Consider the following 24,589-nt stretch of genomic DNA (forward strand, 5'->3'; position numbering starts at 1 on the left):
ATGGGTCAATTTTCCTTGGAGTTGTCTCAAGTTTGGGGATTTTGACTTGTCAGTTTCGAACTTGGTTCTAGCCTGGACGAAAGGGAACCATGTTCATAACGGAATCAACGGAAGGAAACCAGTTTTGGAACGAGACATACTTTGTCCCGCATTTCCAACCCATCGTCAATGCCATCAATCGCTCCATTTCTGCCTATGAAGTGCTCGGACGTCAGTTCAACCCTGAGGAAAACACCTACCATTCTTTAGGGGGATTGTTCCATAACCGGGACCAGGATCCGGTCCCCGTCTATAACATTGACCGAATCCTTAGGGAAAAGGCAGTTCAGACCCTAAAAGAAAGTAATCTTCGCACCAAGCTCTTTTTTAATATGATGCCGAACTTTCTTTCCCGTGTGCATCATACTGATTTATTTGCAGAAAATTTCCATATCATCCAACTGATCGAAAAATATGGAATTGATCGAAACCAAGTAGTGATCGAAATCACAGAGGACGAATTTGATGGGTCGATTGACCGCCTAATCCAAATTGTCCAAATCTTTAGAGATTACGGATTAAAAATAGCCATCGATGATTTAGGGACTGGATTTTCCAATTTAGAAAGAATCGGATACCTACACCCAGATATTATGAAAGTTGATATTCGCATTATGAGGGAAAGTTTGAATAAAAATTCGTTCAAACAAGTTCTCGGTGCGATTTCCGAAATGTCTCAGAAGCTCGGAAGCCAACTTCTCTTTGAAGGGATAGAAACAGAAGAAGAGGTGAACCTTGCGCTTTCGATGGGAGCAAACCTTTTGCAAGGGTTTTATTTCTCTACACCGAATCCCCATTTTCTCAATCGAAATACTTTCTCAGACAAAATGAAAACGGTTTTGGAAAATTTTTCGAGCGTTCGTTCCAAGGAACTGCGAGAAAAGGGACTGAGAGAACAAAGGATCATTGACCAACTGCAAGATCTTTTCTATGAGCTTTCAGACACAAAGGAAGACGACTTTCCTTACCGGTTTGGCCAAATCCTTGGTTCCTTACCACGAGAGATTTTAAAAGTTTTTGTTTGTGACGCGGAAGGGTACCAAATCACTCCCACCTACGACTTGGACCGAATGAACGGGGGTTATTTAGAAAGATCCAGACAAATTGGAAACAATTACGCCTGGAAACCATACTTTTTAAAGCACAAGGAAGAGTCCGAACGGTTTCGTAAAAAATGGGGTGTTACCTATCCACTTTACGACATCACCAACCAAAACCAATATGTGATTTTTACTTTTTCCCTCATGGATGGTAAGATCCTTATCGCCCAGGTAGGTTGGTCGGAATAGAATCTTGTTTTTTTTGAGTGGTGCTTTTTCCTGGTAGAAGGGATTCGTCTAAAATATAGAATCATTCTAAATATATACAAAACAGGATACCACCTTGTCCGCTATTCTCGAAATAAAATCTCTACATGCCACTGTAGGGGACAAAACGATCCTCCGAGGAGTCAACCTCACCATCGGACCCGGTGAGGTTCATGCCATTATGGGACCCAATGGTTCAGGAAAGAGTACTCTATCCAACGTCATTCTAGGTCATCCCAAGTATACGGTCACTTCAGGGGATATTCTCTTTAAGGGAGAATCCATATTAAATAAAACGACTGATGAAAGGGCAAGGCTTGGACTTTTTTTATCTTTCCAATATCCTACTGCCCTTCCTGGTGTGACCATTGGCAATTTTTTAAAATCTATCCTCAAGGCTCACCGAGGGAAAGAAGTTCCTGTTAAGGAATTTAAACAAGAATTAAAACAATCAATGGATCTTTTAGAAGTTCCTCAGTCGTTTATCGGTCGTTATGTGAATGATGGATTTTCTGGTGGTGAAAAAAAACGTGCAGAAATTTTACAAATGAGTTTGTTAAAACCTATTTTATCCATTTTGGATGAAACAGATTCTGGACTGGATATCGACGCCCTTCGCATTGTTTCGGAAGGAATTAATGCCAATAGAAATCCTGATCGTTCCATTCTTCTCATCACCCATTACCAAAGGATGTTAAACTATATTGTTCCTGATTTTGTCCATGTATTTGCAGATGGAAGAATTTTGGAGACTGGAGGAAAGGATCTTTCCTTAAAATTAGAAGAGGTTGGTTATGATTGGATTTTGGAGAGAGAAGGGGTCAAATGAATTCCTCACTCGAAAAAAACCGATTGGTTCTTTCAAAAGAAAAACATATTAGTTTCAAAAATTCTCTTTTGGAGATATGGAATCAGTTAGAGATTCCAAAAGATTCTGAAGAGTCTTGGAGAAAATTTCCTATTGGTTCGGTGGATTGGAAAGAATTACAATTCGATCCGAAAGAAATTTCTACAACCAACACCAGTGCTGCAAAAGAAAATAAAGATTCTACTTTAGATGAAGAAACCATTGAATCCATACTTGCCGATATTCTAAAATATACGCCAAAGGAATATTTTGCCTTCCTTAGTTTGGTTACAGCCCCTAAATACGAGATCTTTCTTTTAGAAGAGGGTGAATCCTTTTTTTCGTTCGCAGAAGAAGGTGATAAACCAAACCATACAGTTAGAATTTTTTATCTACAAAAAGGTAGAACTAATAAAACGCAGATCCAATTACAAAATATCCATGATTCAGAGAACTTACATATGTGTTCTGCCTTGGATTTTTTTATCTCCGAAGATTCATCTTACTTAGAAATTTTAGATATGGAAACTAGCGATTTAGATTTATATCGATTTCGCAATATTTGTATTCTTTCCCATTCTGATTCTCACACTAAATACCATTATTATCCCATTGGTGGTTTTCGTTCGAAATTATTTTTGGACGCTCATTTACTGGGAAAAGGAGCTGAGGTGACTGTGGACGGTGTTTCTGCTCTAGGAGGCAGAAATTTGAAAGATTTAGATATGGAAATGTTTCATCATGCTGATTTTACCACAAGTAAAATCAGCTATAAAGCCATTGTTACTGATAAGTCACATCATATTTTTACTGGAAATCTGATTATTCCACCAAACTTAAAGAAGGTGACAGCTCATCAAGAATCTTTTAATCTTTCTTTAAACAAAAAAGCTAGAGCAGAAGCCAATCCAAAATTAGAAGTATTAGCGGAAGATGTATCTTGTACACACGGAGCTACTGTGGGAGATATTGATGAAGAACAATATTTTTATCTTTTGTCACGAGGCCTAACACCAGAAGAATCAAAGTCGTTACTTGTAACGGCATTTTATGGTGAGACAATCCATTCCATTGGTTTTTCAGAAGAAATAAAATTGTCTTTGGAATCAAGGATAAGAGAGATCCTAGTGGGAGCTAAATAATGGCCTTTAAAAAGTTAATTCCTCTTTCAGAAGTTGGAGAAGGTAAAATGGCAGTGGTAAAAACCCGCCATTTTAACGTGGTTGTGACTAAGGTGGAAGGCGAATATTTTGCTTTTGAAGATTCTTGCACTCATGATGGGGAAGAAATTTCTTGTGGAAAATTGGAAGGTTGTGTCATTACCTGCCCAAGGCATTTTGCTAAGTTCGATGTTCGAACGGGAAAGGTTTTAGCACTTCCTGCCACTGAACCGCTTGTGATTTTCCCAGTGCGTGTGGTTGGTGAGGATTTGGAAGTGGATTTGGAGGCGGTATGAGTTTAGATCCTTACCAAATTCGAAAAGACTTTCCTATACTCTCCCGTATTTTGCCAAACGGAAAACCGCTAGTTTATTTAGATAATGGCGCTTCTTCGCAAAAACCGAAGTCGGTAATTGATGCCACTAACGAGTATTATTCGAATGATAACGCCAATATCCACAGAGGTGTTTATTATCTTTCTCAACATGCAACGGAACTATTTGAACGCGCTAGGATTAAAACCTCTCACTTTTTCCAAGCGCAATGTGCAAAAGCCATTATTTTCACTAGGGGAACAACAGATGCTATTAACTTAGTCGCACAAGCCTGGGGAAGGACCAATATCAGTGAAGGGGATGAAATTGTTTTATCCGTTCAAGAACACCATTCCAATTTAGTCCCTTGGCAAATGTTGGCCTTAGAGAAAAAAGCTTTTTTGAAATTTATTCCCATCAAAGAAGATACTACTTATGACTTATCCAATTTAAATCAAATCATTACAAAACGTACAAAAATAGTAGCGATTAGTCAAATGTCTAACGTTACCGGGACAATTCATGACCTGACTGCCATTATAGAGAGAGTGCGTCAAGTCGGTGCAAAAATTTTAGTAGATGGGGCGCAAGCGGCTTGCCATATGCCCATTCACTTAGTGGATATGGATGTTGATTTTTATGCGTTCTCTGGCCATAAGATGCTTGGGCCTACGGGAGTCGGTGTGCTTTTTGGAAAAGAAGAAATTTTAGAAGCCATGCCACCTTGGTTAGGCGGTGGTGATATGATCGAATCAGTTGACCTAGAAAGTTCGACATATGCAGCTCTACCCGCCAAATTAGAAGCAGGAACACCAAATATCGCAGGTGTGATTGGTTTTAGTCATGCTTTGGATTATTTACAAAAAGTCGGAATGAAGAATGTGAAAGAGCATGAACGGATGTTAACCGAATATGCATTAGAGCGACTGAACCGCATTGGAGGTTTACAAATTTATGGAACTGAAGATTTGGACAAACGTGGTGGCGTTGTTTCTTTCTCTATGGAAGGAATCCATCCTCATGATGTAGGATCAATTTTAGATGAAGAAGGTGTTGCCATTCGTGTTGGCCACCACTGCTGCCAACCTTTGATGAAGCAGTTAGCCATTCCGGGAACTTGTCGTGCCTCTTTTTACCTTTATAATACAAAGGAAGATATTGATGCATTAGTCTATGCAATTGACAAGGTAAAATCAATATTTGGTCGTGTCGCAAGAAAGTCATTTTAAGGATTTCCTTCGTTGGAAAGACTTCGGGGTTTGGGAAAAACCGACTACTCTTCATCAAATGGTGAAGGGGCTTAATCCTCTTTGCGGTGATGAAATCATTATCTATTACTGTATTACTGAAGATAACGCGATCGAAATTTTGGGTTTAGGTGGAGAATCATGTTCCATCTGCAGAGCGGCATCCGGATTACTTTTCAAGAATAAAACAAAAATTCAAAAGGACCATTTCCTTTCTTATCTAACGGAGCGGAAAAATTTTTTGGATGGAGAGGATTCTTTGTTGTTTCAAGATCCAGAAGAGATATCCTTTTATAACATCCTACGTTCTCATCCTGGTCGATACCGTTGTGGGCTTTTGCCCTGGCAAACATTAGCAAAATTGAGTGAGGAAAAGAAATGATTCGAGATCCAGAAACAGAAAAAGAATGGGAAGTATACCATAGTGTGCGTATGGTAGAAGATCCAGAAATCGGAATTTCTCTCATCGAGCTTGGTTTGATTTATGATATCAAAGTGGAAGGGGAAAAGGCGGATATCACAATGACATATACCTCCCTTGCTTGCCCGGCCGGTCCCCAAATGAAACAAGATATTGAAAATCACGCCCTTCGTGTGGATGGGATTAATGAAGTCGTTGTAAATGTGGTTTGGAATCCAAAATGGGAGCCTCGTGTTATGGCAAGTGAAGAGGCTAAAATGCAAATGGGGATTTTCGATTGAGTTTCCAATTCAGACATTGTTATTGGTTTGCTTTTTTATTTATATTTAACGGCTGTGAGTCGATTCCTTTTTTTCAGGATTCTTTTTCACAAAAACCAATACAAAGTGTTTCTCTCCCGCAAATCGAAGGTGCCACCGAAAAAAAAAGTCGGTACGAATTTATTGCTAAGGAAATCATTATATCATCTGACCATCCACTTGCTTCTCAAGCAGGAATGGAAGTGTGGAAACAGGGTGGAAACGTTGTGGATGTATTTACAGCTGCAAGCTTTGCGATCTCTGTCCTTCGTCCTCATTCCACTGGCCTTTTGGGAGGTGGATTTGCAGTGGTATATTTACCTACAAAAGGAAAATGGGCTTACGATTTTCGGGAACGTTCCCCTAAAAAGGGAGTCGCTTCTTTTTACTTAAAGGAAGACGGTGCTGTGATTCTTGGAAAAACTTTAAAGGGTGCTTATAGCGCTGCGGTACCTGGTAATGTCCAAGGGATTTTACAAATCCAAAAACAACATGGAAAATTACCTCTCAGTGTCGTATTGGCACCAGCTCTTCGTTATGCGAAAACAGGTTTTTCTGTTTATGGAGATTTAGCAGGAGCGGTGGCTAAGGTTTGGTCCTCCATGAATCCGCCAATGCAAAACGTATTTGGTATTGACAAACGAGCGATTCGAGAGGGGGAACTTCTCATTCAGGAGGACCTAGCACAAACATTGGAGAGGATCATTCAAAATGATAAACTCGAATTTTTGGAAGGTGAAACCGTTCAAAAAATATCTCAGTATTATGCTGAATATGAAAATTTTATCACTCTAGAGGATTTCAAGAGTTACCAAGTTAAGATAAGTGAACCACTCACAAGTTCCGTTTGGGGACACACCATTTTAACCATGCCACCTCCCAGTTCTGGAGTTCATCTTGTTACAATGATGAATTTATATTCGGAAATGCAAAAGAGGAATACATTTCCTAAAGGAGAGATAGGCGAGATGATTCGTATGATTGAAGCTATGCGAGTCGCTTACAGGGACCGGGCAGAAATCGGAGGAGATCCTTTATATACAAATGTGCCTGTTACTAAACTTTTGTCCCAGAGTTATGCTAAAGAGGAAACGAATGAGATCGAGAAAAAAGTAGTTTCGGGGAGTTGGCCAGCCATTTCGGAAGAGAACAAAAAAACGGAATCTTATAATACCACGCATATTTCTATTTTAGATAAGGATGGAAATGCAGTTTCTACTACACAGTCAGTCAATGGGATTTTTGGTGCGGTTCAGATGGTTCCTGGAACTGGTCTTATACTCAATAACACAATGGACGATTTTTCGGTCGCTCCCGGAATCCCTAATCTTTACGGACTTGTTGGATCCAAAGCCAATGCAATTGAACCAGGTAAAACTCCACTTTCGAGTATGAGTCCATCGATCCTTCTCGATGGTTCTGGAAAAACAAAATTGGTAATTGGTGCTCCGGGTGGTTCTCAAATCCCAACTTCGATTTTTAATACATTGTATCGTTATTTGATTCAAAAAGAAGGTTTGTATGAAAGTGTTTCTTACCCGCGAATCCACCACCAATTTAGTCCTGATCGTATTTTTTTGGATCCTGAAATAAAAGCATCCTATCCCCAGTCGGATTTGCCCTTTTACCAAGTCCAATATATTAGGCATCGTGCTAAAGTATTTGCTGTCGCCAGAGAAGGAGACAGCTTAATCGGCGTGTCAGATCCCAAAGGTGAAGGAGTTCCTTTAGGTTTTTAAACCATGAAACGAAAGTTATTAACATCAACGAAGAAAAATTCAACACGTAGTTTATTATCAGCAGAATATAGATCTTGTTTACTAAGCGCAAAACATGGATTAGAGAGAGAAAGTGTTCGGGTAGATGAAAAAGCAAATTTATCTAATACACCGCATCCCAAAGCATTGGGATCAAGTTTAACTCATCCACTCATAAAAACCGATTTTGCGGAGGCACAAGTCGAATATGCTACCAACATCCATAAATCCATACCTGATGCATTAAATGAACTCACTGAATTACATGCTTTCACTGCTCGTAATTTAGGATCGGAATACCTTTGGCCTTTTAGTATGCCTCCCGTTTTACCATCGGATAATAAAATTGAAGTGGGGAATTACGGAACTTCCGCAGAAGGTAGGAAAAAAACAATTTATCGTAATGGTTTGGGACATCGTTACGGTAAAAAGATGCAAACAATTTCAGGAGTGCATTATAATATTTCTTTTGATACTTGTATGTTATCTGTTGTCTCCGAAAAGAGATTTAAAAAACCTCTTACGCGAGAAACAAAATCACAAATTTATTTTGATACCATTCGAAATTTCTATCGAATTTCACCAGCACTCCTATATTTATTTGGCTCTTCTAGTTTAACAGATATCACCTTTACAGAAGAAAACAAACAGATACGAAAACTTGACTCTAAAACTCTTAGAGCACCTTATGCAACAACTCTTCGACTTTCTAGTATTGGTTATACGAGTAAAGTGCAGGGAAAGTATCCTATTTCCGTTAATTCATTAGAAGAATACGCAAAAGATATGTGCCATGTGGTTTCAAAATCATATTCCGCATATAAACAATATAATGGCAAAGCCACCAACCAATTGAATGATCATATTTTACAATTGGAAAATGAATATTATTCACTTGTCCGTCCAAAACAAGTTCCTAAAGGTGAGGAAAGGGTGGTCGATGCACTTATGGAAAGAGGTGTAGAATATTTAGAAATTCGCCTTCTCGATTTAGATCCATTTTCTGCCATTGGTGTAGAAGAAAACCGACTCTATTTTTTGCATATGGTTTTATTATACTGTATGTTAAATGAATCACCAAAGACCGATTTGGTGGAAATGTCAGATTGGCGAAAGAATCAAGAATTGACTACTTGGCTTGGACGCAAAGAAGATACAAAGATTAAGTTTTTGGGAGAAGAGATCCCTTTGCGTGAGCTTGTTTACCAGCTCTTTGTAGAAATCCAACCCATTGCGGATCTTTTAGATGAAAACGATGCAAATGGTCCATTCAGTAGAGCTTGGGAAACACAATGGGAGAAATGGATCGATCCTAGTCAATTGGGCTCAGGTATGTCTGAATTAGATTTAGAAATTCATAAAGCCAGTTTTCGTGAGTTTGGACTGACCTTAGCCAAATCACATAAGGAAGAATTGTTACGATACCCCCTTTCGCCAAATAAAATTAAATATTTCGAAGATCTAAGCATTCAGTCAATTTACGAACAACAGAAAATTGAGACTTTAGAAGGAAGTCATCTGAAGAAAAATCAAAAGCCCATTCAAATCAAACCTCTGAAACTTTGTAGCGGAGTTTGATGTGGAAAATACAAAACCTTTACCACCAGGCTTTGAAGATTTAGAAATTTCTACCCAGATCATCATAAGAGATGCTCTTTCCCGAGGGATCAAAATTGAAATGGTAGATCGTAAAGAAAATTTTTTACGTTTAACCCAAGGAAATCATTCGGAGTTCGTTAAGGAAGCAAGTAAAACTAGACTCGATAGTTTGATGACCTATCTTGTGATGGAAAACAAAATTGCCTCAAAACTGGTGTTAGATGAGAATGGAATCCGAGTGCCAGTAGGTAGAAATTATTCCAATTTAGAATCTGCCTTAGAAGACTATACATTCTTTTTAGATAAAAAAAAGGTGATTAAACCTGTCACAACCAACTTTGGACTTGGCATTGGAATCTCGGAACCCGGAGATAGTTTAGAAAAATTTAGTTCCTTTGTGAATACTGCTTTGGGACTTTCCAATTCCATCATTATTGAAGAATTTATGGAAGGGCCTGAATATCGATTTTTGGTTTTAGGCGATGAAGTGGTGGCCGTTTGTAACCGAGTTCCCGCCAATGTCATAGGAGATGGAATCAGTTCGATTCGGGAATTGATCCAAAAAAAGAATGATGATCCAAGGCGAGGGGAAGGTCATAAAACGGCTCTGGAGAAAATCCAGATGTCGGAAGTGGAATCACAAATTCTAAAGGACCAAGGCCTTGGTTTTGATTCAGTTCCTAGTTTAGGGGAACAAATTTTCCTCCGAAAAAATTCCAATATCTCCACAGGTGGTGATTCTCTTGATGTGACGGACAAGGTACATCCAGAATTCAAATCCATTGCTGTTTCTTGTGCCAAAGCGGCAGGAGCCGTGATTTGTGGAATCGATATCATTTCCTCTCAAATTGAATCAAAACCAGATCCAAAGACTTATGCTATCTTAGAAATTAATTTTAATCCAGTTCTTTATATCCATGAGTTTCCATATAGCGGCAAACCTAGGTTTGTCGGTGATAAAATTTTAGATTTGTTAGGATTTAAATGAACTCTGTCGAGTTTCTAATTTATTTAAGAATACTTGGATCTTAAATAGGCAATGATGTCAGCAGATTCATACATTTGGACATCGCCATCGACAAGGAAGGGAACTTGAGAAATACCTCCAAGCCGAACCACTTCCGCTCGGCCAGGAGTTCCATAAGAGGCCTCAACAAATTCAATATCTTTGCCTGGAACAAGACCAAGGGATTCCGTAGCTTGGATCACTCGTCTGCAATAAGGGCAAGTATCGTATTGGAAGAGGCGTATCATAGAGATTATCCTGCTTTTTTAGTAAGCTCACCAGACTGAGCCATTTGTACAGTGATGTCATGACCACCTACAAATTCACCTTTGATATAAAGTTGAGGGATAGTCGGCCAGTTCGTGTATTCTTTGATTCCTTCTCGGATTTTCATATCTGAAAGAACATTAAACGATCCAAATGGAATTCCCAGTTGTTTGAGAGTACTCACTACTCCCGCTGAAAATCCACATTGCGGCATTTCCGGTGTTCCTTTCATGAACAGAAATACTTTTTCCGAATTGATTAAGGATTCTATTTTATCCTTTAACTCTTGTTCCATGATTATTCGCTCCTAGTTTCCAATGCTAATGCATGGATTTCTTCTTTTAATTCATCTTTTAAAGTTGCATAGACCATACGGTGTTGTTCAATCAGTCCCTTACCTGCAAAACCAGAGAAGGTAACAACAGCTTTGATATGGACTCCATCCCGGTACGGATCGAGAATTTCCACTTTGCAGCCAGGAAGGCCATCTTCAATTTTCTTTTGGATTTCTGGGATTGTCATCCTATAGTATTCCTCCCATCCAGGAATGGTGGGCTTTGATAAATTCAAGATATTCTTTAGGCACTTCCGGTAAAACAGAATTCTTAACCGAAGGTAGGGAAAGTAAAGTTTCACTCCATTTCTTTATTTTTGGAAAATCCTTTAATAGGTAAAGTTCTGGTTTGTGGTCGGCCAAAAATTGTAACCGCATAAAAAACGGGGCAAAAGCTGTATCCACCAAATGCATTTGAGATCCAGAAAAGAAGTAATTACTGTCAGAAGGAGAAGGAAGGGCTGCTTCTAATATTTTGAATTTAGATAGGAGCTCTTCTTTTTTTTTATCAGAGTCTGATTTTTCCTTTGCCATTGTCCATCCGTATTGGTCGACAAGAAGAGCACTTGCAAATTCAGTCCAAGAGCGGTGTTTTGCTTTTTGGATGGGGTCTTTTGGATGGAGTGCCGGAGGATAGACTTCATCTAAATATTCATTAATGACTGCCGACTCAAAAATGACATCTTCTCCCACTTGTAAGACAGGAACTTTTCCAAAGGGAGAAATCTTTAGAAACCAATCGGGTTTGTTTGCGAGGTCAATGTATTTGATATCATAATCAACTTTTTTTTCCAAAAGGTTGATTACCGAACGTTGCACATAAGGACAGAGTTTAAAACTTACAAGTACCGGTTTAGTCATATTCATTAGACGCCTCTAAGGTGCAGAAAGATTCATTTCTAGAGCATGTAGACCTTTTTTAAATTCGGCACCGAGTTCCGCATAGACCAATCGGTGGTTTTCCACAGTTGACTTTCCCAAAAAAACATCTGACACCATATACAAACGAAAGTGAGTTTCTTTTGAACCTTTTGTCATTCCTGGATGCCCTGCATGTTCTAAAGAAACATCTGTTAGTTCTATTTCTTTCGGGGAAAATTTTTCAGTTAGGATTTTTTCCATTCGAATTAGTCTTGAATCTTTAATTTCTGATTCCATAACCTGTTTTCATTAACCTCACATTGATATAAAAGAGAAGGGAAGATAGCAGGATGATAAATCCAAATGAGAAATATAAGTTCACATCGGTAACACCAATAAAACCATACCGAAACAAATTCACCATATATAGGATCGGATTGCAGTAGGATACGGTTTGCCAAAACACAGGTAAGTTTGATACCGAATAAAAAACTCCACCAAGATATGTGAGTGGAGTTAAAATAAAAGTTGGGATAATTGTGACATCGTCAAATTTTTTTGCAAAGAGTGCATTAAAGAACCCACCTAATGAAAACAAAATCGATGTCATAAGAACGGTAAAGAGAATCACAAAGGGATTATGGAAACGGAGGTTGGTGAAAAATAAAGAAGTGAGGGTCACTAAAGCTCCTACAAAAAGCCCGCGAACAACGCCGCCAAAAGTATATCCGATCACAATGGTATAGGGAGAAGTAGGTGAAACAAGAAGTTCTTCAATATTTTTCTGGAACTTACTGGAAAAGAAAGAGGAAACCACATTGTTGTAGGAATTCGTGATCACACTCATCATAATAAGGCCCGGTACAATGAACTCTATATAAGTAAAATCTCCTATCTTACCGATTTGGCGACCAACAAGTTCCCCAAATATTAGAAAATACAAAGCCATTGTAATCACTGGTGGAATGAGTGTTTGAACCCAGATCCGAATGATTCTAATCCATTCTCTTCTAACGATTGTTTGTAAAGAGGTAAAGTTTTGTTTCCACATAATTAGTGTTTTCCTGTAAGGGACAAAAAGAGTTCTTCTAGTCGATTTGATTTGTTTCTAAGACTTAATACATCTAAATGGAGCTTAGTCAGTTCAGTGAATAGTTGGTTGACGGATGTTTTTTTATTTAATTGTACTTCTAGGGTATGGTCATCTAACCAGTCCCAATGAAATTTTTTGGAAACCGGTTTTGATTGATTCGATTTTTTTAAATCAATGATTAGAGTCTCTTTATCCAATCGTTGCAGGAGCTTTTTCATTGAAGTGTTTTCGACAATTTCTCCCTTATCGATGATGGCAATGTTCTTACAAAGTGATTCCGCTTCTTCCAGATAGTGAGTTGTTAGGATGATGGTTTTTCCGGCTTTGTTCAATTCTTTTAAAAATTCCCACATGGACCGACGGATTTCAATATCCACACCTGCGGTTGGTTCATCCAAAATAAGAAGTTTAGGGTCGTGGACGAGGGCCCGCGCAATCATAAGTCTTCGTTTCATCCCTCCACTGAGTTGGCCCGCAGCAGACTTACGTTTGTCAAATAGCGATAGTTTTTCTAAATAGTATTCCACTTTGTCTTTGGCTTCCTTATAAGGAATCCCGTAGAATCCGGCTTGGTTGATTAAGATTTGTTCGACTGCCTCAAAAATTCCAAAGTTAAATTCTTGGGGAACAATTCCTAGAAACGTTTTTGCTAGGTCAGGACTTGTATCGATGTCGGTTCCAAAGATTTTGACTTTCCCTCCTGTTTTATTGATAAGGGAACTCAAAATTCCAATAGTAGTAGATTTCCCTGCACCATTGGGCCCAAGCAAAGCGAAAAAATCTCCAGATTCCACTTTTAGGTCAATGGAACGAAGGGCTTTCACTCCATTGGCATACGTTTTTTCTAAACCTTCTAATTCGATGGCGTATTTTTGCATCTATTTTCCTACTAGTTTTCTTGTTAGGTGGTGAGTTGGATACTTTTTGTTTTTAATATTTTCTTTTCGTAAGTTTTTTTGCATATCTTCTGGTAGTAAGATGATATTTTTACATTCTTCGGAACAACAACCGAGAAGTTCTTTTCCACAATCTTCACATTGAATGATAAGTACATGGCAACCGAGATTGGCACAGTTAGTATGTCTATCGCTTGGTTTTCCACAAGTATAACAAACGGAAAGAATATCATCTGTCACACGTTCACCCAACCGATCATCAAAAACAAAATTTTTCCCTTTAAACTTAGAAGGAATTCCTGCATCTTGAACTGCCTTTGCATAATTAATGATCCCCCCACGTAATTGGTGGACTTTGGAGAAACCTTTGTATTTTAAATAAGCACTAGCTTTTTCACAACGAATCCCACCAGTACAGTAAAGTAGAATTTTTTTATCTTTGTTATCTTTCAAAAGATCTTCCACAAGAGGAAGTTCTTCTCTAAAGGTTCCTACATCAGGTAAAATGGCATTTTCAAAATGTCCGACTTCAGATTCATAATTATTTCGTAAATCCACCACAACTACACCTGGTTCCGATAGGGCATCATGAAATTCTAATGGTGTTAGGTGGGTTCCCACATCTGAGGGATCGAATTTTGAATCATCGAGTCCGTCTGCTACAATTTTTTTTCTAACCTTTATAGCTAGTTTGATAAAACTTTCTTTTTTATCTTCCACAGCATCATTAAAATAGATTTTGTTTAGTTCGGGAATGGAATCAACTGTTGTTCTAAGTTTCTCATAATTTTCGATTGGTATGGAAAATTGTGCATTGATTCCCTCTTTTGCCAAATAGATTCTGCCAAGGATTCCTAAATCTTCAAAAGCATCATACAGTTTGTCCCGAAATTGAATTGGGTCTTCCAATTTGACATAACGGTAAAAGGAAATGACTCGGCGTTCCCTAGTGTCCATCTCCACTCGTTTTTTTAAGGTTTCTTTGTCATAACGATTGAATAAAAACTTTTTCATTTAGCACCTTTTAGTTTTTCTTCTTTTACTTTTCGAAAAGCATTTCTCGTAATCTCAGAAATGGCAGGATGGATATAGATCATTCCTAAGTAATCGTCTAGTTTAGCATTTAAATACATACCAAGAAGGATTTGGTGGATAAGGTTTGCTGCTTCTTCGCCTATGATATGGGCACCAAGTACCTGTTCGGTTTCTTTGGACACAAGTACCTTTACAAATCCAGAACTGGACATTCTTGCCATCCCTGTGGCACTAGAGGAATAAGGATTTAGACCTTTGTAATAGGGAATTTGTTTTAGGATGAGTTCCTCTTCTGTGAATCCCACACTTGCTATTTGAGGGTGTGTGAATACAGCTTCTGGCATAGGTGGGTAATTGATGGGTTGGTTTTCTTTTTTTCCGTACAAAAGATCAAAAAGATATTCTCCTTCAAAGTTGGCGCTATGGCGAAAGAAATACCTACCTGTCACATCGCCGAAAGCATAAATTCCAGGTTCTGCGGTTTCTAAGTGATCATCCACTTGGATGTATCCATTGGCGTTAGTTTTAATTTTTGTATTTTCTAAACCAAGGTTATCCGTATTCGGTCGAATTCCCGTGGCCACGAGGAGTCTTTCTGCGGAATGGATGGTTTTTTTTCCTAGTTCGTTAATTCCTGTTACGGTAAAAATTCCATCTTTGAAATCAACTTGTTCAATTTGATAATGGGATTCTATCGGGAAGGGTAGATGTTTGTTTAATTCCTTTTTGATTTCTCCATCGGCTGTTCGCAAAACATCCGTTCGTGTCAGTCCTGTTACTTCACAACCGTAGGCCTTGTAAGCTGCTCCCAGTTCCAAAGAAATAAAGCCCGCTCCAATAATGATTAGAGATTTTGGAAATTTGTCTGGGGACAGAGCCTCTCGGGATGTCCAAAAGGGTGTATTTTTTAGTCCAGGAATGTCTGGAATATTGGGTCTTGTTCCAGTAACAACAAATATGTGTTTGGCGGTATATGTATCTTTACCGTCTGAAAGGATACGACTATCAATGAATCTTACTTCTTTAGGATAATAGTCTATATTGGGATTTTTTTCGTAAGCGATGGGAATGGAATCGGAATCTGATTTTACCGTTTCATTCACTCGTTTGAAAATTTGAGTCACATCGGCGACTGGTTTTTCTTTAAAAAAAACGGGAAATTTTTCTGTATCCGCTGCCATACGAATGAGTTCAGAAGGATAGATCACCATTTTGGAAGGGATACAACCCCGATTGAGACAAGTCCCTCCTGGAGTTTCCTTTTCAAATACAGCAACTTTTTTGCCGATTTTGGAAGGTGGGGTCACAAGTTTGGTTCCCGCCCCCGCACCAATGACAATGATGTCATATTCTTTCATACTGGTTCCAGCTTGGAAATTTGCCAGTTTTCTGTAAATGAAGCAAAATTCCTTTTCCTAAATTTAGAAAAACAGATCCTTCCGTAATCCAGGTTTTATATGGATTTATAAACTCCCCCATCAGCTCTAACGGAGGCACCGTTGATCATGGAAGCAAGATCGCTTGCTAGGAAGAGGATGACATTTGCAATTTCCTCTGGCTTTGCGAAACGCCCTGCTAAGGATGAGGGTCTGTTTTCTCGAATGAAGTCCCTTGCCATTTCTTCCTTTGATTTTCCTTTTTCCTTTGCTAGGGACTCGATAAAATCTTCCACCCCTTCTGATAGAGTGGGTCCTGGCAAAACCGAATTGACTGTCACATTTGTTCCCTTACAAACTTCCGCACTTCCTCGAGAAACGGAAAGCTGTGCAGTTTTACTCATCCCGTAGTGCACCATCTCGACAGGAATGTTTAGGGCCGATTCACTTGAAACAAAAACTACACGACCGTAGTTTCTTTCGATCATTCCTTTCAAATAGTGCTGCGTGAGTTCGGCCCCACTTAAGACATTGGTTTCATACATTTTTTTCCAATCCTCTCTCTTTATTTCAAAAAAGGGTTTTGGTTCAAAGTATCCTGCATTGTTTACAAGTACATCAAGGTATGGAATTTCTTTCGTAAGCTTTTGGATACCTTCTTCTAAAGCTAAATCGGCTGAAACACCACCTAACTTTGCATTCGGTACAATTGATTTGATTTCAGAAGTGGCAATTTTCACTGCAGCATCAGATCTACCATGTAGGAAAACTTCGGCACCCTCTTTTGTAAAACTAAGGGCGGTCTGAAATCCAATTCCTTTTGTGGATCCTGTGACTAAAACTTTTTTGTCTTTTAGGCCTGTATTCATTTTTCCATTCCTCCGAGTACAATTTTACCAATTGTTTTTCCTGTTTGTAACAGTTCGTGTGCTTTATTTAGACTTTCGATTGTCATTTCTCCCAAATCTATTCTGTTTGTCGGTGTGATTTTTCCCATATCCACAAGTCCTCCAATTTCCTCTAACAGTTGTTTTTGTTTGATTCGGTCTTCTGTTTGGAACATGGATCTCGTAAACATAAATTCATTTAAATATCCATTACTTTTGGACTTGAGGAGATTCATGTTGAGGGGAGAACCAGATTCGACAATCGAACATATATTTCCAAAGGGATTAATCACTTTGGCTAAGTTTTCAAAATGGTCTTTTGGATCACTAAAAAGAAGGATTTCATCGATACCCGTTAGACCAATGGACTGAATCTGTTCTAAGTAATCTTTTTTGTGATTCAGGACAAAATCAGCACCGAGGGATTTTACCCATGAGATCGATTCTTCTCTAGAAGCGGTCACAATGATTTTTGAATTAGTTTTTTGTTTCAAAATTTGTATCGCAATACTTCCCACACCCCCTGCACCGGCTACTAAGAGGAGAGTTTTATTTTCCAAAGGATTAAGTTTTAATTTTTCAAAAATGGATTCATAAGCAGTAATCGTCGTTAAAGGAAGTGAGGCTGCTTCTTTAAAATTTAAAGTTTTTGGCTTTTTCCCCACAATGAACTCATCCACGACTTGAAATTCAGCATTACTTCCTGGACGTTTGAGGTCCCCCGCATAAAAAACTTCTTCTCCCAATTGTAGAGTCGAAACCTTCTCACCCAGTTCAGTCACCACACCCGCAGCATCCCATCCTAAAACTCTCGGGCCTGGATTTTCCATCGTAATCGAATTTCTGATTTTATAGTCGACTGGATTGACAGAAATTGCCTTTATTTGTACGCGAACATCATGGGGTCCAATTGGCTCGGATGGAACATCTAACGTTCGTAATACTGATTTTTTTTCGTTTGAATCATAAACAGCTGCGATTACTTTCATAAATTCCTCATTTTCAAAAATGAATCGATGGATAGAATTTGGTTTTCTACAGAGTATAAGGCTAAAAAATAACATACCATGTAGATCATTTGAATTCCAACGATTTCCCATTTTTCTAACAAACACATTCCAAAAATAAGGGAACACATTAAAAGACTGGCTAAAAATAAACTCAATTTCGTTTGCCAGCCGACTAGGATTAAAACACCTAATAGAAGTTCCATGAAAGGGATGATGTAACCCATTGTACTAATCAGGGTCGATGGTAATGGGGTATCGGAAAAAAGTGTGTTCATCCATTCTCGAAAAACTCCATACTTATTTCCAATTCGAACCAGGCCGTGTCCTAAAAGGTTTGTTCCGATAGCGATTCGTAACACTAGACTTGCTAGTGAAATTCCGTTGAGTTCCATTGCATTCATAGAACCCGGTCTTTATCGGATCTCTTTTTTGTAAATCAAAAATATTCAATATGATATGTAATTGACAATTTGTATAGTTTTGGTTTACAATGGGCAGATGATTTCTTCCATTCGCGACGTTGACGATCTTAAAACCTTTGTCTTTGTGGTCCAAGATCGAAGTTTTACCCAAACTGCCACTCGAATGGGTGTGACGAAGGCAGCTGTTGCCAAGCGAATCCAGAGTTTGGAGAAGATTTGGAATACACAGCTTTTTTATAGAAATACGAGAAAGGTGATCCCGACAAGAGATGCCGATTTGATTTATCAAAAGGTCGTAGCCATTTTGGAGAGTGTCAAAGAATTAGAAAATTCACTAACCAACAAAGACGAATTAGAGGGAACACTCCGTATTACTTGTGTGAGTTCCATGTCTCATAATTTTGTCGCCGATGTTATTGAGAAGTTCCAAGTCCAAAATCCCAAAATAACCATCCAACTCATTGTTACCGATAGTTTGTTAGATCTAATGGAGGAATCGATTGACATAGGAATTCGTGTTGGTCCGGATATTCCACCTGGTTTAATGGGAGTGGAATTGTTTAAAAATCGAATTGTAGCTGTTGCAAGTCCCGGATATCTCAAAACAAATCGTGAATTGAAAAGTCCAAAAGATTTAGAAACACATAATCTTTTATATTTGGACCTTCATAAAAATCTCCAATTTTCTGGGACAAGTTATACATTAGAATCTTTGAGTAAAAAAAGAAATTTTGTTTCAAACGATGCAGCAAGTCTTGTGCAAATGGGATTAAAGGGGAAAGGGGTCCTTGTTCGTTCATTTTGGGATATTGAGGAAGGGCTCCACGAGGGAAAATTCATTCCTGTTTTAAAAGACTATCCTTTAAAAAATTTTGGAAGTGTTTGGTTGGTTCACCCTTTCAGTAAAACACCATCCCGGAGGATGATGGTGTTTCGGAATTTTTTAGAATCGGAGAGTCGCTTGAAATTCAATCGATAAATGGATTTTTAACTTTCTGGATTTTCTCTATGATTTCATTTTTTCGAATTTCAAACGTATCCGGTGGATCCAGTTGGTTCCAAGACTCATAGAGTTTTCTCCTATTTTCTGGAACAGGGATTCCATATTTCCATTCCATATAAAAATAGGTTCGAGCAATATCCCCGCGAATGTTTGGTTTTGGTTCTGCAGTTTGTTCTTTAAAATTGATTTCAAAATCACAAAGACCATAGTTTCTTTCTTCGCCAGCAATTTCTCCATAGGAAAAGATCCCACGGTCTGCATTGATTTCTCCAGGAACAGGGACAATATTGTGCATATCTGCTTCCATTCGATTGAATTCAGGATCTGTGGCCCGGCAACATTTTCGTCCCCGCACTGGTTTTCCATTGGCCTCACAATGTTTTTCTGTCCAACATTGCCGTTGGCTTCCAAAACTATGAGCAGGCACAATATGTTCCCACTCAATCCATGTTTGGCGATCGTTGTCTTTTCTGCTTGCGAGGCCACAAGATGCTAAATCGATTTTCAACCTTCCGAAGTTTTCTTTATCTTCCGTAAAGGAACAACCACAATAGAAATCAGTTCCCACCTTTTTGTAAAAGCGTTTTAGAACACGTTTCGCTTTCTGAAAATCATACTCCTTTGGGAGTAAATCTTTAGTTTCTTCTTTTTCTTCTGTTTGGGCATAAAGAAAAAAACTGACCAAACAGAAGAGAAAAACAGTGAAGTAGAAATAGTGGACTTTTTTCAAGGCAGAATCGGAAGTAAATACATAAACATTGTACAAAGAAACGCTAAAGTCCAAATGGTTGACCTAGCTTTCGGTAGATCCGCAATGTATAGATAAATATATAAAAAACGCAAAGCCACAAAACTCATCGCAAGAATTTCTAACCAATAAAAATCCACTTCCAAGAGGAGATTGAATAAAATGGCGACAGAAAAAATGGAAAATGCTTCAAACCCGTTTTGATGTGCACCGTTTGCACGAGCGCCCCAACCAGTGAGATTCGCTTGTTGCGTTCTCGGATGATGGTTATCGTAGCCTTTTCCTTCTTTTGCCATCGCAATGGCAACAATTCCCTTTGCTAAATAAATTTGCCCTATAGAAACAAGTAAACAAATAGTAATGATAGTCATTGGTTATAGTATTAACTTTCTTTGCTGTTTGTAAAATATAAAATTACCATTGATCCCTTAGTTTTCGAAGTGTTAAAAATACCGAACGATCATTTGTAAATGTTTCCTTTAGCTCTGTTAGTCGCTCTTTCACTGAATTTGTATTCCTCCGAAAAAAAGGATTTAGTTTTTTCTCTGATCCCATTTCAGAAATTTGAAAAGGTTTTAGAGATTCTTTGAATTGGTAACGAAATGGATTTTCTGGGTCGATATGTTCGGAAAATTTGAGGTTATTTTCCCAATAATCATGGCCAGGATATAGGAAACAAGAATCGGGTAGGGTTTCAAAACGAGACTGAATGGTTTCGTATAAAACACTGGGATCTCCCCCCCGAAAACAGTTTCCTACACCTGCATTAAATAATGTATCACCCGAAAAAATCCCAAGAATGGTTTTTGGGTTTTTCCAAACAAAACTTAGGTGAGAAAAAGTATGACCTGGTGTGTCCCATGCAGTTAGTGATTCTTCTTCCACAGAAAAAACGAGATCACCTTCTTTTAAAATTTGATCTAACCCAGGTATTTTATCTTTTGCATTTTTGTGACCGTAGACAACCGCTTTTGTTTCTTCCTTCAATTCTAAATTGCCTTGAGTATGGTCGCCATGTTCGTGGGTATTCAGGATTCCTTTGATTCTCACACCTAACTTTTGTGAATGGTTTAGGATTTGTTTTGCATCAAAGGGATCAATACAGTAGGCCTCTCCAGTCCGATTGGAATAAACGAGGTAACTATAGTTCCTAAGCGGTGAGTTTGTAAAGATGGGAAGGATTTCTATCATTTGACCTAATCCTTCCCAACGTTTTAATAGAGGATTCGCGTCCGGATCGAATGTTTATGGGCTTTGATTTTATTTTTTAGTTCATCACCCAAATTCTTATCGATTTCCATGCTCAAATAACCAATGTTTGCTGAAGTGCTAAGGTTTTGTGTTAAAATATTTCCCCCTAAATCAGATATGATGGAGTTGATATCTCTTAAAAAACCTGGTTGGTTTTGGTGAATATTGAGAATTCTATGGTAACCTGATTTCAAACTACCTAATTCAATATTTGGAAAGTTTACAGAAAAAGTAGTAGAACCGTTATTCACATATTTTAATAATTTTTCTGCCACTTCGGTTCCTATGTTTTTTTGTGCTTCTTCCGTAGAACCTCCGACATGCGGAGTAAGAATCACATTCGGTAATCCTTGTAATGGACTCACAAAAGGATCATCATTCGATTTAGGTTCTTCAGGAAATACGTCCACACCGGCACCGGCAATTTTACCTGACTTTAATCCTTCTACAAGGGCACCAATTTCTAAAACTTTTCCGCGGGAAAGATTCAAAAGATAGGCGCCATTTTTTAGAAGATTCAAATGTTCTTTGCGGAAGAGGTTTTTTGTTTCTTCTGTTTCTGGGACGTGGAATGTGATAAAATCAGATTGTTTGAGTAAGTCTTCATAAGAAGAAACCGAAGAAGCATTCCCCAATGGAAGTTTGGAAATGATATCAAAAAAGATAACTTTCATCCCCATTGATTCCGCAAGTACAGATACTTGTGACCCAATATGTCCGTAACCAATGATTCCTAATGTTTTTCCTCGGACTTCAAAACAACCTTTTGCAATTTTATTCCATTTGCCGAGGTGAACATCGCGCGACTGGTCGGTTGCTTTTCTTGCAAGCATAATGATTTCAGCTATGACAAGTTCTGCGACTGACCTGGTATTGCTATAAGGAGCGTTGAATACAGGAATCGCTTTTTTTTCTGCATCTTCCAGTTCTACTTGGTTAGTTCCAATACAGAAACATCCAATAGTCATTAATTTTTTAGCATTCTCTAGGGCTTTCTTTGTAACGTTTGTTTTGCTACGAATGCCCAAAACGTGTACATCGGAAATTTTCTCAATGAGTTCCGCCTCTTCCATTGCATCTTTGACGAGGGTAACGTCAAAACCGTCTCGGTGGAAAAGATCGTAAGCATCCTTGTGGATGTTTTCCAGAAGTAGGACTTTTATTTTTCCTTTGGGATAAGATACCATAGGAACAGGATTTTTTCCTTTGCTAAACCTTGCACCTCGAAAAAGGTTGAGCTTATCATGGAAAGAATCTTCTCCTTCACCCGAATTTCCTCCATTTTCCTCGCTTTTGTGGTATTTGTTTCTTGCGGCGGAACCAAGGCCTACGTGGTCACACCAGAACCAACCCTAGAACAACAATCTGCCATCTCCAAAGAAATTTGTTTAAAGAAATTTCTTCTGGTTTTTGCAAAGCGTCCTTGTGTATATTTTAAAGCAGAACGGGACAATAATTCGGGTCTTGTTCAATACTTTTTGTTGTATGAAATTGGAACTTTTGATGTAGATCTTCCCATTGGTGTTTCCCTAAAGCTCGGCGAGACTTGGTACAATCTAAAACGAACCAATACAGATTATTCTGATACGATTGTCATTACTTCTGCCATTTCCTCTGATTTGATTCCAAAAGTGGGTGAGAGCCAAAATATAGGAATTAGTTATACAAATAGAAAAGAAACGACCAACTATACATTGAATTCGAGCCAAACCGCAAGTTTTCAAACCAATTTGTCAAAACTGATTCGCACGATGGAGTCAGAACCAAAACTCAATATCAATAAAAAGTAATCAATTTCTGTTATTTAAAAAAAGCCTTCCAGGAGAACCCGGGAGGCTTTTTGATACCCAAAACCATTGCCGAGATAAACTGTAAAAAAAGTGTAGGGTGATGATTAGATTTCCTTCGAGCCAGATTTTATTCTGGCCTCATCAGTGGGAATAGAATGGTATCGCGAATGGAATGAGAATCGGTGAGTAACATCACGAGTCGGTCAATTCCAATTCCAAGCCCTCCTGTTGGTGGGAGTCCATATTCTAGTGCACGAATATAATCATCGTCCATCATAAAGGCTTCGTCGTCCCCAGCTTCTCTTTGTTTTACTTGTTCTTCAAATCGTTCCCTTTGGTCAAAAGGATCGTTTAACTCAGTAAAGGCGTTACCGATTTCTCGACCTGCCACGTAAGGTTCAAAACGTTCCACATATTTTGGATCATCTTCTCTAGATTTTGCAAGTGGGGAGAGTTCTTTGGGAAAGTCAGTGATAAAGATAGGTTGGATGAGGTGTGGTTCCACTAGGGAGCTAAACACATCATCACAGACCTTCCAAATGGATACTGAATCAGAAGAATCCACACCTTTGGCTTTTGCTTGTGTTATTGCGTCTTTTAAATCTGTGATTTTACTAAAATCAATTCCTGAATAGTCTTTTATGATATCAATATATTTCACACGTTTCCAAGGAGGCGATAAATCAATTTGGTCTTTTCCGTATGCAAATTTTAAGCCTTTCCCAATGGATTGTGCTACAGAAACAATCATACGTTCGGTAAGAGACAACATGGTTTCCATATCACCAAAAGCCATATAGGCTTCCATCATGGTGAATTCTGGATTGTGTTTTGTGGAGATTCCCTCGTTACGAAAGTTGCGATTGAGTTCAAATACTCTATCCATTCCACCAACGATGAGTCGTTTTAGATAAAGTTCTGGAGCAATTCTTAAGAAAAGTTCCATATCTAGAGTGTTGTGGTGAGTGACAAATGGTCTTGCAGCAGCTCCGCCCGCGATTGGTTGCATCATTGGAGTTTCTACTTCTAAAAACCCTTCGTTTGTCAAAAATTTACGAATTTCGGAAATGATGCGGGAACGCATTTTAAATGTTTCTCTAACATTTTCGTTCACAACCAAATCTACATAACGCATGCGATATCTTTGTTCTACATCACTGAATGCATCATATACAACACCGTCTTTTTCTTTGACTACAGGAAGAGGGCGAATACATTTTGCAAGAAGTTGAACGCTTGTTAGATGAAGTGTGGTTTCTCCCTTTTGTGTTTGGAATAACCATCCTTCAATACCAATCCAATCTCCTAAATCCAGTGACTTAAATAGGGAGTAGTTTTCTTCTCCTAAATCATCGCGAGTTGCATACAATTGGATTAGACCTTCTGCATCTTTTAAGTGAGCAAAACTCGCCTTACCCATAACACGTTTTGCATGCAATCGCCCACCCAGTCTGAATGATTTTTTTTCTGTTTGGGCCGGATCAAAGCCGGCAACCAGAGATTTTGAATCTGCATTGGGAAAAAAACGAAGTGGGTAAGGATTGATTCCTTTTGTTTTTAAATCGTTAATTTTTTGAATGCGTTGTTCTATCAGTTCGTTTGAATCTTTAATTTCATCCA

The 24,589-nt window shown here is 38.5% G+C and carries 29 protein-coding genes; 12 read left to right on the top strand and 17 right to left on the bottom strand.

Annotated features, from left to right (window positions below):
* Positions 1 to 89 precede the first annotated feature (89 nt).
* The 10 genes from ND811_RS11495 (at position 90) to gshAB (ending at position 9,978) form a co-directional block, all read left to right on the top strand.
* The gene (locus tag ND811_RS11495) at positions 90 to 1,328 is read left to right on the top strand and encodes an EAL domain-containing protein (protein WP_265352007.1); all 1,239 of its coding nucleotides are present in this window, start codon (positions 90 to 92) and stop codon (positions 1,326 to 1,328) included.
* A gap of 94 nt (positions 1,329 to 1,422) precedes the next feature.
* A complete protein-coding gene (gene sufC, locus ND811_RS11500) occupies positions 1,423 to 2,175 on the top strand; it encodes a Fe-S cluster assembly ATPase SufC (protein WP_265352006.1) in 753 nt (250 codons plus the stop codon).
* On the top strand, positions 2,172 to 3,335 hold the full coding sequence (locus ND811_RS11505) for a SufB/SufD family protein (protein WP_265352005.1): 1,164 nt from the start codon (positions 2,172 to 2,174) through the stop codon (positions 3,333 to 3,335). Before sufC ends, ND811_RS11505 begins: the two co-directional genes overlap by 4 nt.
* Positions 3,335 to 3,649: a Rieske (2Fe-2S) protein gene (locus tag ND811_RS11510; protein WP_265352004.1), complete on the top strand. Its 315-nt coding sequence runs from the start codon at positions 3,335 to 3,337 to the stop codon at positions 3,647 to 3,649. Before ND811_RS11505 ends, ND811_RS11510 begins: the two co-directional genes overlap by 1 nt.
* Entirely contained in the window at positions 3,646 to 4,896 is a 1,251-nt protein-coding gene (locus ND811_RS11515; protein WP_265352003.1) for a cysteine desulfurase, read from the top strand. Before ND811_RS11510 ends, ND811_RS11515 begins: the two co-directional genes overlap by 4 nt.
* The gene (locus ND811_RS11520) at positions 4,874 to 5,296 is read left to right on the top strand and encodes an iron-sulfur cluster assembly scaffold protein (protein WP_265352002.1); all 423 of its coding nucleotides are present in this window, start codon (positions 4,874 to 4,876) and stop codon (positions 5,294 to 5,296) included. Before ND811_RS11515 ends, ND811_RS11520 begins: the two co-directional genes overlap by 23 nt.
* Positions 5,293 to 5,616 (top strand): metal-sulfur cluster assembly factor, encoded by a 324-nt coding sequence (locus ND811_RS11525; protein WP_265352001.1) that lies wholly within the window; start codon positions 5,293 to 5,295, stop codon positions 5,614 to 5,616. The genes ND811_RS11520 and ND811_RS11525 overlap by 4 nt, the downstream gene beginning before the upstream one ends.
* Positions 5,613 to 7,373 carry a gamma-glutamyltransferase gene (gene ggt, locus ND811_RS11530; RefSeq protein WP_265352000.1) on the top strand — a complete coding sequence of 587 codons (1,761 nt, stop codon included), beginning with the start codon at positions 5,613 to 5,615 and terminating at the stop codon, positions 7,371 to 7,373. Before ND811_RS11525 ends, ggt begins: the two co-directional genes overlap by 4 nt.
* A 3-nt stretch (positions 7,374 to 7,376) precedes the next feature.
* Positions 7,377 to 8,969 (top strand): glutamate--cysteine ligase, encoded by a 1,593-nt coding sequence (gene gshA / locus ND811_RS11535; RefSeq protein ID WP_265351999.1) that lies wholly within the window; start codon positions 7,377 to 7,379, stop codon positions 8,967 to 8,969.
* A 1-nt stretch (position 8,970) separates the two neighbouring features.
* Positions 8,971 to 9,978, top strand: a complete 1,008-nt coding sequence (gshAB, locus tag ND811_RS11540; RefSeq protein WP_265351998.1) for a bifunctional glutamate--cysteine ligase GshA/glutathione synthetase GshB — start codon at positions 8,971 to 8,973, stop codon at positions 9,976 to 9,978.
* A 23-nt stretch (positions 9,979 to 10,001) separates the two neighbouring features.
* Here the strand turns inward: gshAB and ND811_RS11545 are convergent, their stop codons facing one another.
* From ND811_RS11545 to ND811_RS11600, 12 genes are all read right to left on the bottom strand, one after another.
* A complete protein-coding gene (locus ND811_RS11545; RefSeq protein ID WP_265351997.1) occupies positions 10,002 to 10,244 on the bottom strand; it encodes a glutathione S-transferase N-terminal domain-containing protein in 243 nt (80 codons plus the stop codon).
* A 5-nt stretch (positions 10,245 to 10,249) separates the two neighbouring features.
* Positions 10,250 to 10,558: a Grx4 family monothiol glutaredoxin gene (grxD, locus tag ND811_RS11550; RefSeq protein WP_265351996.1), complete on the bottom strand. Its 309-nt coding sequence runs from the start codon at positions 10,556 to 10,558 to the stop codon at positions 10,250 to 10,252.
* A gap of 2 nt (positions 10,559 to 10,560) precedes the next feature.
* A complete protein-coding gene (locus tag ND811_RS11555; RefSeq protein WP_265351995.1) occupies positions 10,561 to 10,785 on the bottom strand; it encodes a BolA/IbaG family iron-sulfur metabolism protein in 225 nt (74 codons plus the stop codon).
* 1 nt (position 10,786) lies between these two features.
* Positions 10,787 to 11,458: a glutathione S-transferase family protein gene (locus ND811_RS11560; RefSeq protein WP_265365526.1), complete on the bottom strand. Its 672-nt coding sequence runs from the start codon at positions 11,456 to 11,458 to the stop codon at positions 10,787 to 10,789.
* Positions 11,459 to 11,473: 15 nt separating this feature from the next.
* On the bottom strand, positions 11,474 to 11,755 hold the full coding sequence (locus tag ND811_RS11565; RefSeq protein WP_265351993.1) for a BolA family protein: 282 nt from the start codon (positions 11,753 to 11,755) through the stop codon (positions 11,474 to 11,476).
* Positions 11,739 to 12,509 (bottom strand): ABC transporter permease, encoded by a 771-nt coding sequence (locus tag ND811_RS11570; RefSeq protein WP_407658896.1) that lies wholly within the window; start codon positions 12,507 to 12,509, stop codon positions 11,739 to 11,741. The genes ND811_RS11565 and ND811_RS11570 overlap by 17 nt, the downstream gene beginning before the upstream one ends.
* A 2-nt stretch (positions 12,510 to 12,511) precedes the next feature.
* Positions 12,512 to 13,429: an ABC transporter ATP-binding protein gene (locus tag ND811_RS11575; protein WP_265351992.1), complete on the bottom strand. Its 918-nt coding sequence runs from the start codon at positions 13,427 to 13,429 to the stop codon at positions 12,512 to 12,514.
* Entirely contained in the window at positions 13,430 to 14,461 is a 1,032-nt protein-coding gene (gene trhO, locus ND811_RS11580; RefSeq protein ID WP_265351991.1) for an oxygen-dependent tRNA uridine(34) hydroxylase TrhO, read from the bottom strand. It lies immediately after the preceding gene.
* A complete protein-coding gene (locus ND811_RS11585) occupies positions 14,458 to 15,840 on the bottom strand; it encodes a dihydrolipoyl dehydrogenase (RefSeq protein WP_265351990.1) in 1,383 nt (460 codons plus the stop codon). The genes trhO and ND811_RS11585 overlap by 4 nt, the downstream gene beginning before the upstream one ends.
* A 95-nt stretch (positions 15,841 to 15,935) precedes the next feature.
* Complete coding sequence (locus ND811_RS11590; RefSeq protein ID WP_265351989.1) at positions 15,936 to 16,727, bottom strand: SDR family NAD(P)-dependent oxidoreductase; 792 nt, start codon at positions 16,725 to 16,727, stop codon at positions 15,936 to 15,938.
* On the bottom strand, positions 16,724 to 17,734 hold the full coding sequence (locus ND811_RS11595; protein ID WP_265351988.1) for a zinc-binding alcohol dehydrogenase family protein: 1,011 nt from the start codon (positions 17,732 to 17,734) through the stop codon (positions 16,724 to 16,726). Before ND811_RS11595 ends, ND811_RS11590 begins: the two co-directional genes overlap by 4 nt.
* Positions 17,731 to 18,156 (bottom strand): DoxX family membrane protein, encoded by a 426-nt coding sequence (locus ND811_RS11600; RefSeq protein ID WP_265351987.1) that lies wholly within the window; start codon positions 18,154 to 18,156, stop codon positions 17,731 to 17,733. The genes ND811_RS11595 and ND811_RS11600 overlap by 4 nt, the downstream gene beginning before the upstream one ends.
* 97 nt (positions 18,157 to 18,253) lie before the next feature.
* On the opposite strand from ND811_RS11600, the gene ND811_RS11605 reads away from it, so the two are divergent.
* A complete protein-coding gene (locus tag ND811_RS11605) occupies positions 18,254 to 19,156 on the top strand; it encodes a LysR family transcriptional regulator (protein ID WP_265351986.1) in 903 nt (300 codons plus the stop codon).
* On the opposite strand, the gene ND811_RS11610 is transcribed toward ND811_RS11605, so the two are convergent.
* The 4 genes from ND811_RS11610 to serA are packed head-to-tail and all read right to left on the bottom strand — an operon-like array spanning position 19,146 to position 22,366.
* Complete coding sequence (locus ND811_RS11610) at positions 19,146 to 19,910, bottom strand: endonuclease (protein WP_265351985.1); 765 nt, start codon at positions 19,908 to 19,910, stop codon at positions 19,146 to 19,148. The genes ND811_RS11605 and ND811_RS11610 overlap by 11 nt on opposite strands.
* Positions 19,907 to 20,299, bottom strand: a complete 393-nt coding sequence (locus ND811_RS11615; RefSeq protein ID WP_265351984.1) for an MAPEG family protein — start codon at positions 20,297 to 20,299, stop codon at positions 19,907 to 19,909. Before ND811_RS11615 ends, ND811_RS11610 begins: the two co-directional genes overlap by 4 nt.
* 43 nt (positions 20,300 to 20,342) lie before the next feature.
* The gene (locus ND811_RS11620; protein WP_265351983.1) at positions 20,343 to 21,119 is read right to left on the bottom strand and encodes a hydroxyacylglutathione hydrolase; all 777 of its coding nucleotides are present in this window, start codon (positions 21,117 to 21,119) and stop codon (positions 20,343 to 20,345) included.
* A 23-nt stretch (positions 21,120 to 21,142) separates the two neighbouring features.
* On the bottom strand, positions 21,143 to 22,366 hold the full coding sequence (gene serA / locus ND811_RS11625; RefSeq protein WP_265351982.1) for a phosphoglycerate dehydrogenase: 1,224 nt from the start codon (positions 22,364 to 22,366) through the stop codon (positions 21,143 to 21,145).
* Positions 22,367 to 22,423: 57 nt separating this feature from the next.
* On the opposite strand from serA, the gene ND811_RS11630 reads away from it, so the two are divergent.
* On the top strand, positions 22,424 to 22,969 hold the full coding sequence (locus ND811_RS11630) for a hypothetical protein (RefSeq protein WP_265351981.1): 546 nt from the start codon (positions 22,424 to 22,426) through the stop codon (positions 22,967 to 22,969).
* A gap of 127 nt (positions 22,970 to 23,096) precedes the next feature.
* Here the strand turns inward: ND811_RS11630 and lysS are convergent, their stop codons facing one another.
* On the bottom strand, positions 23,097 to 24,581 hold the full coding sequence (gene lysS / locus ND811_RS11635; RefSeq protein WP_265352207.1) for a lysine--tRNA ligase: 1,485 nt from the start codon (positions 24,579 to 24,581) through the stop codon (positions 23,097 to 23,099).
* Positions 24,582 to 24,589: the final 8 nt, after the last annotated feature.

The sequence above is a fragment of the Leptospira soteropolitanensis genome, from assembly GCF_026151655.1.
GTDB lineage: Bacteria > Spirochaetota > Leptospiria > Leptospirales > Leptospiraceae > Leptospira_A > Leptospira_A soteropolitanensis.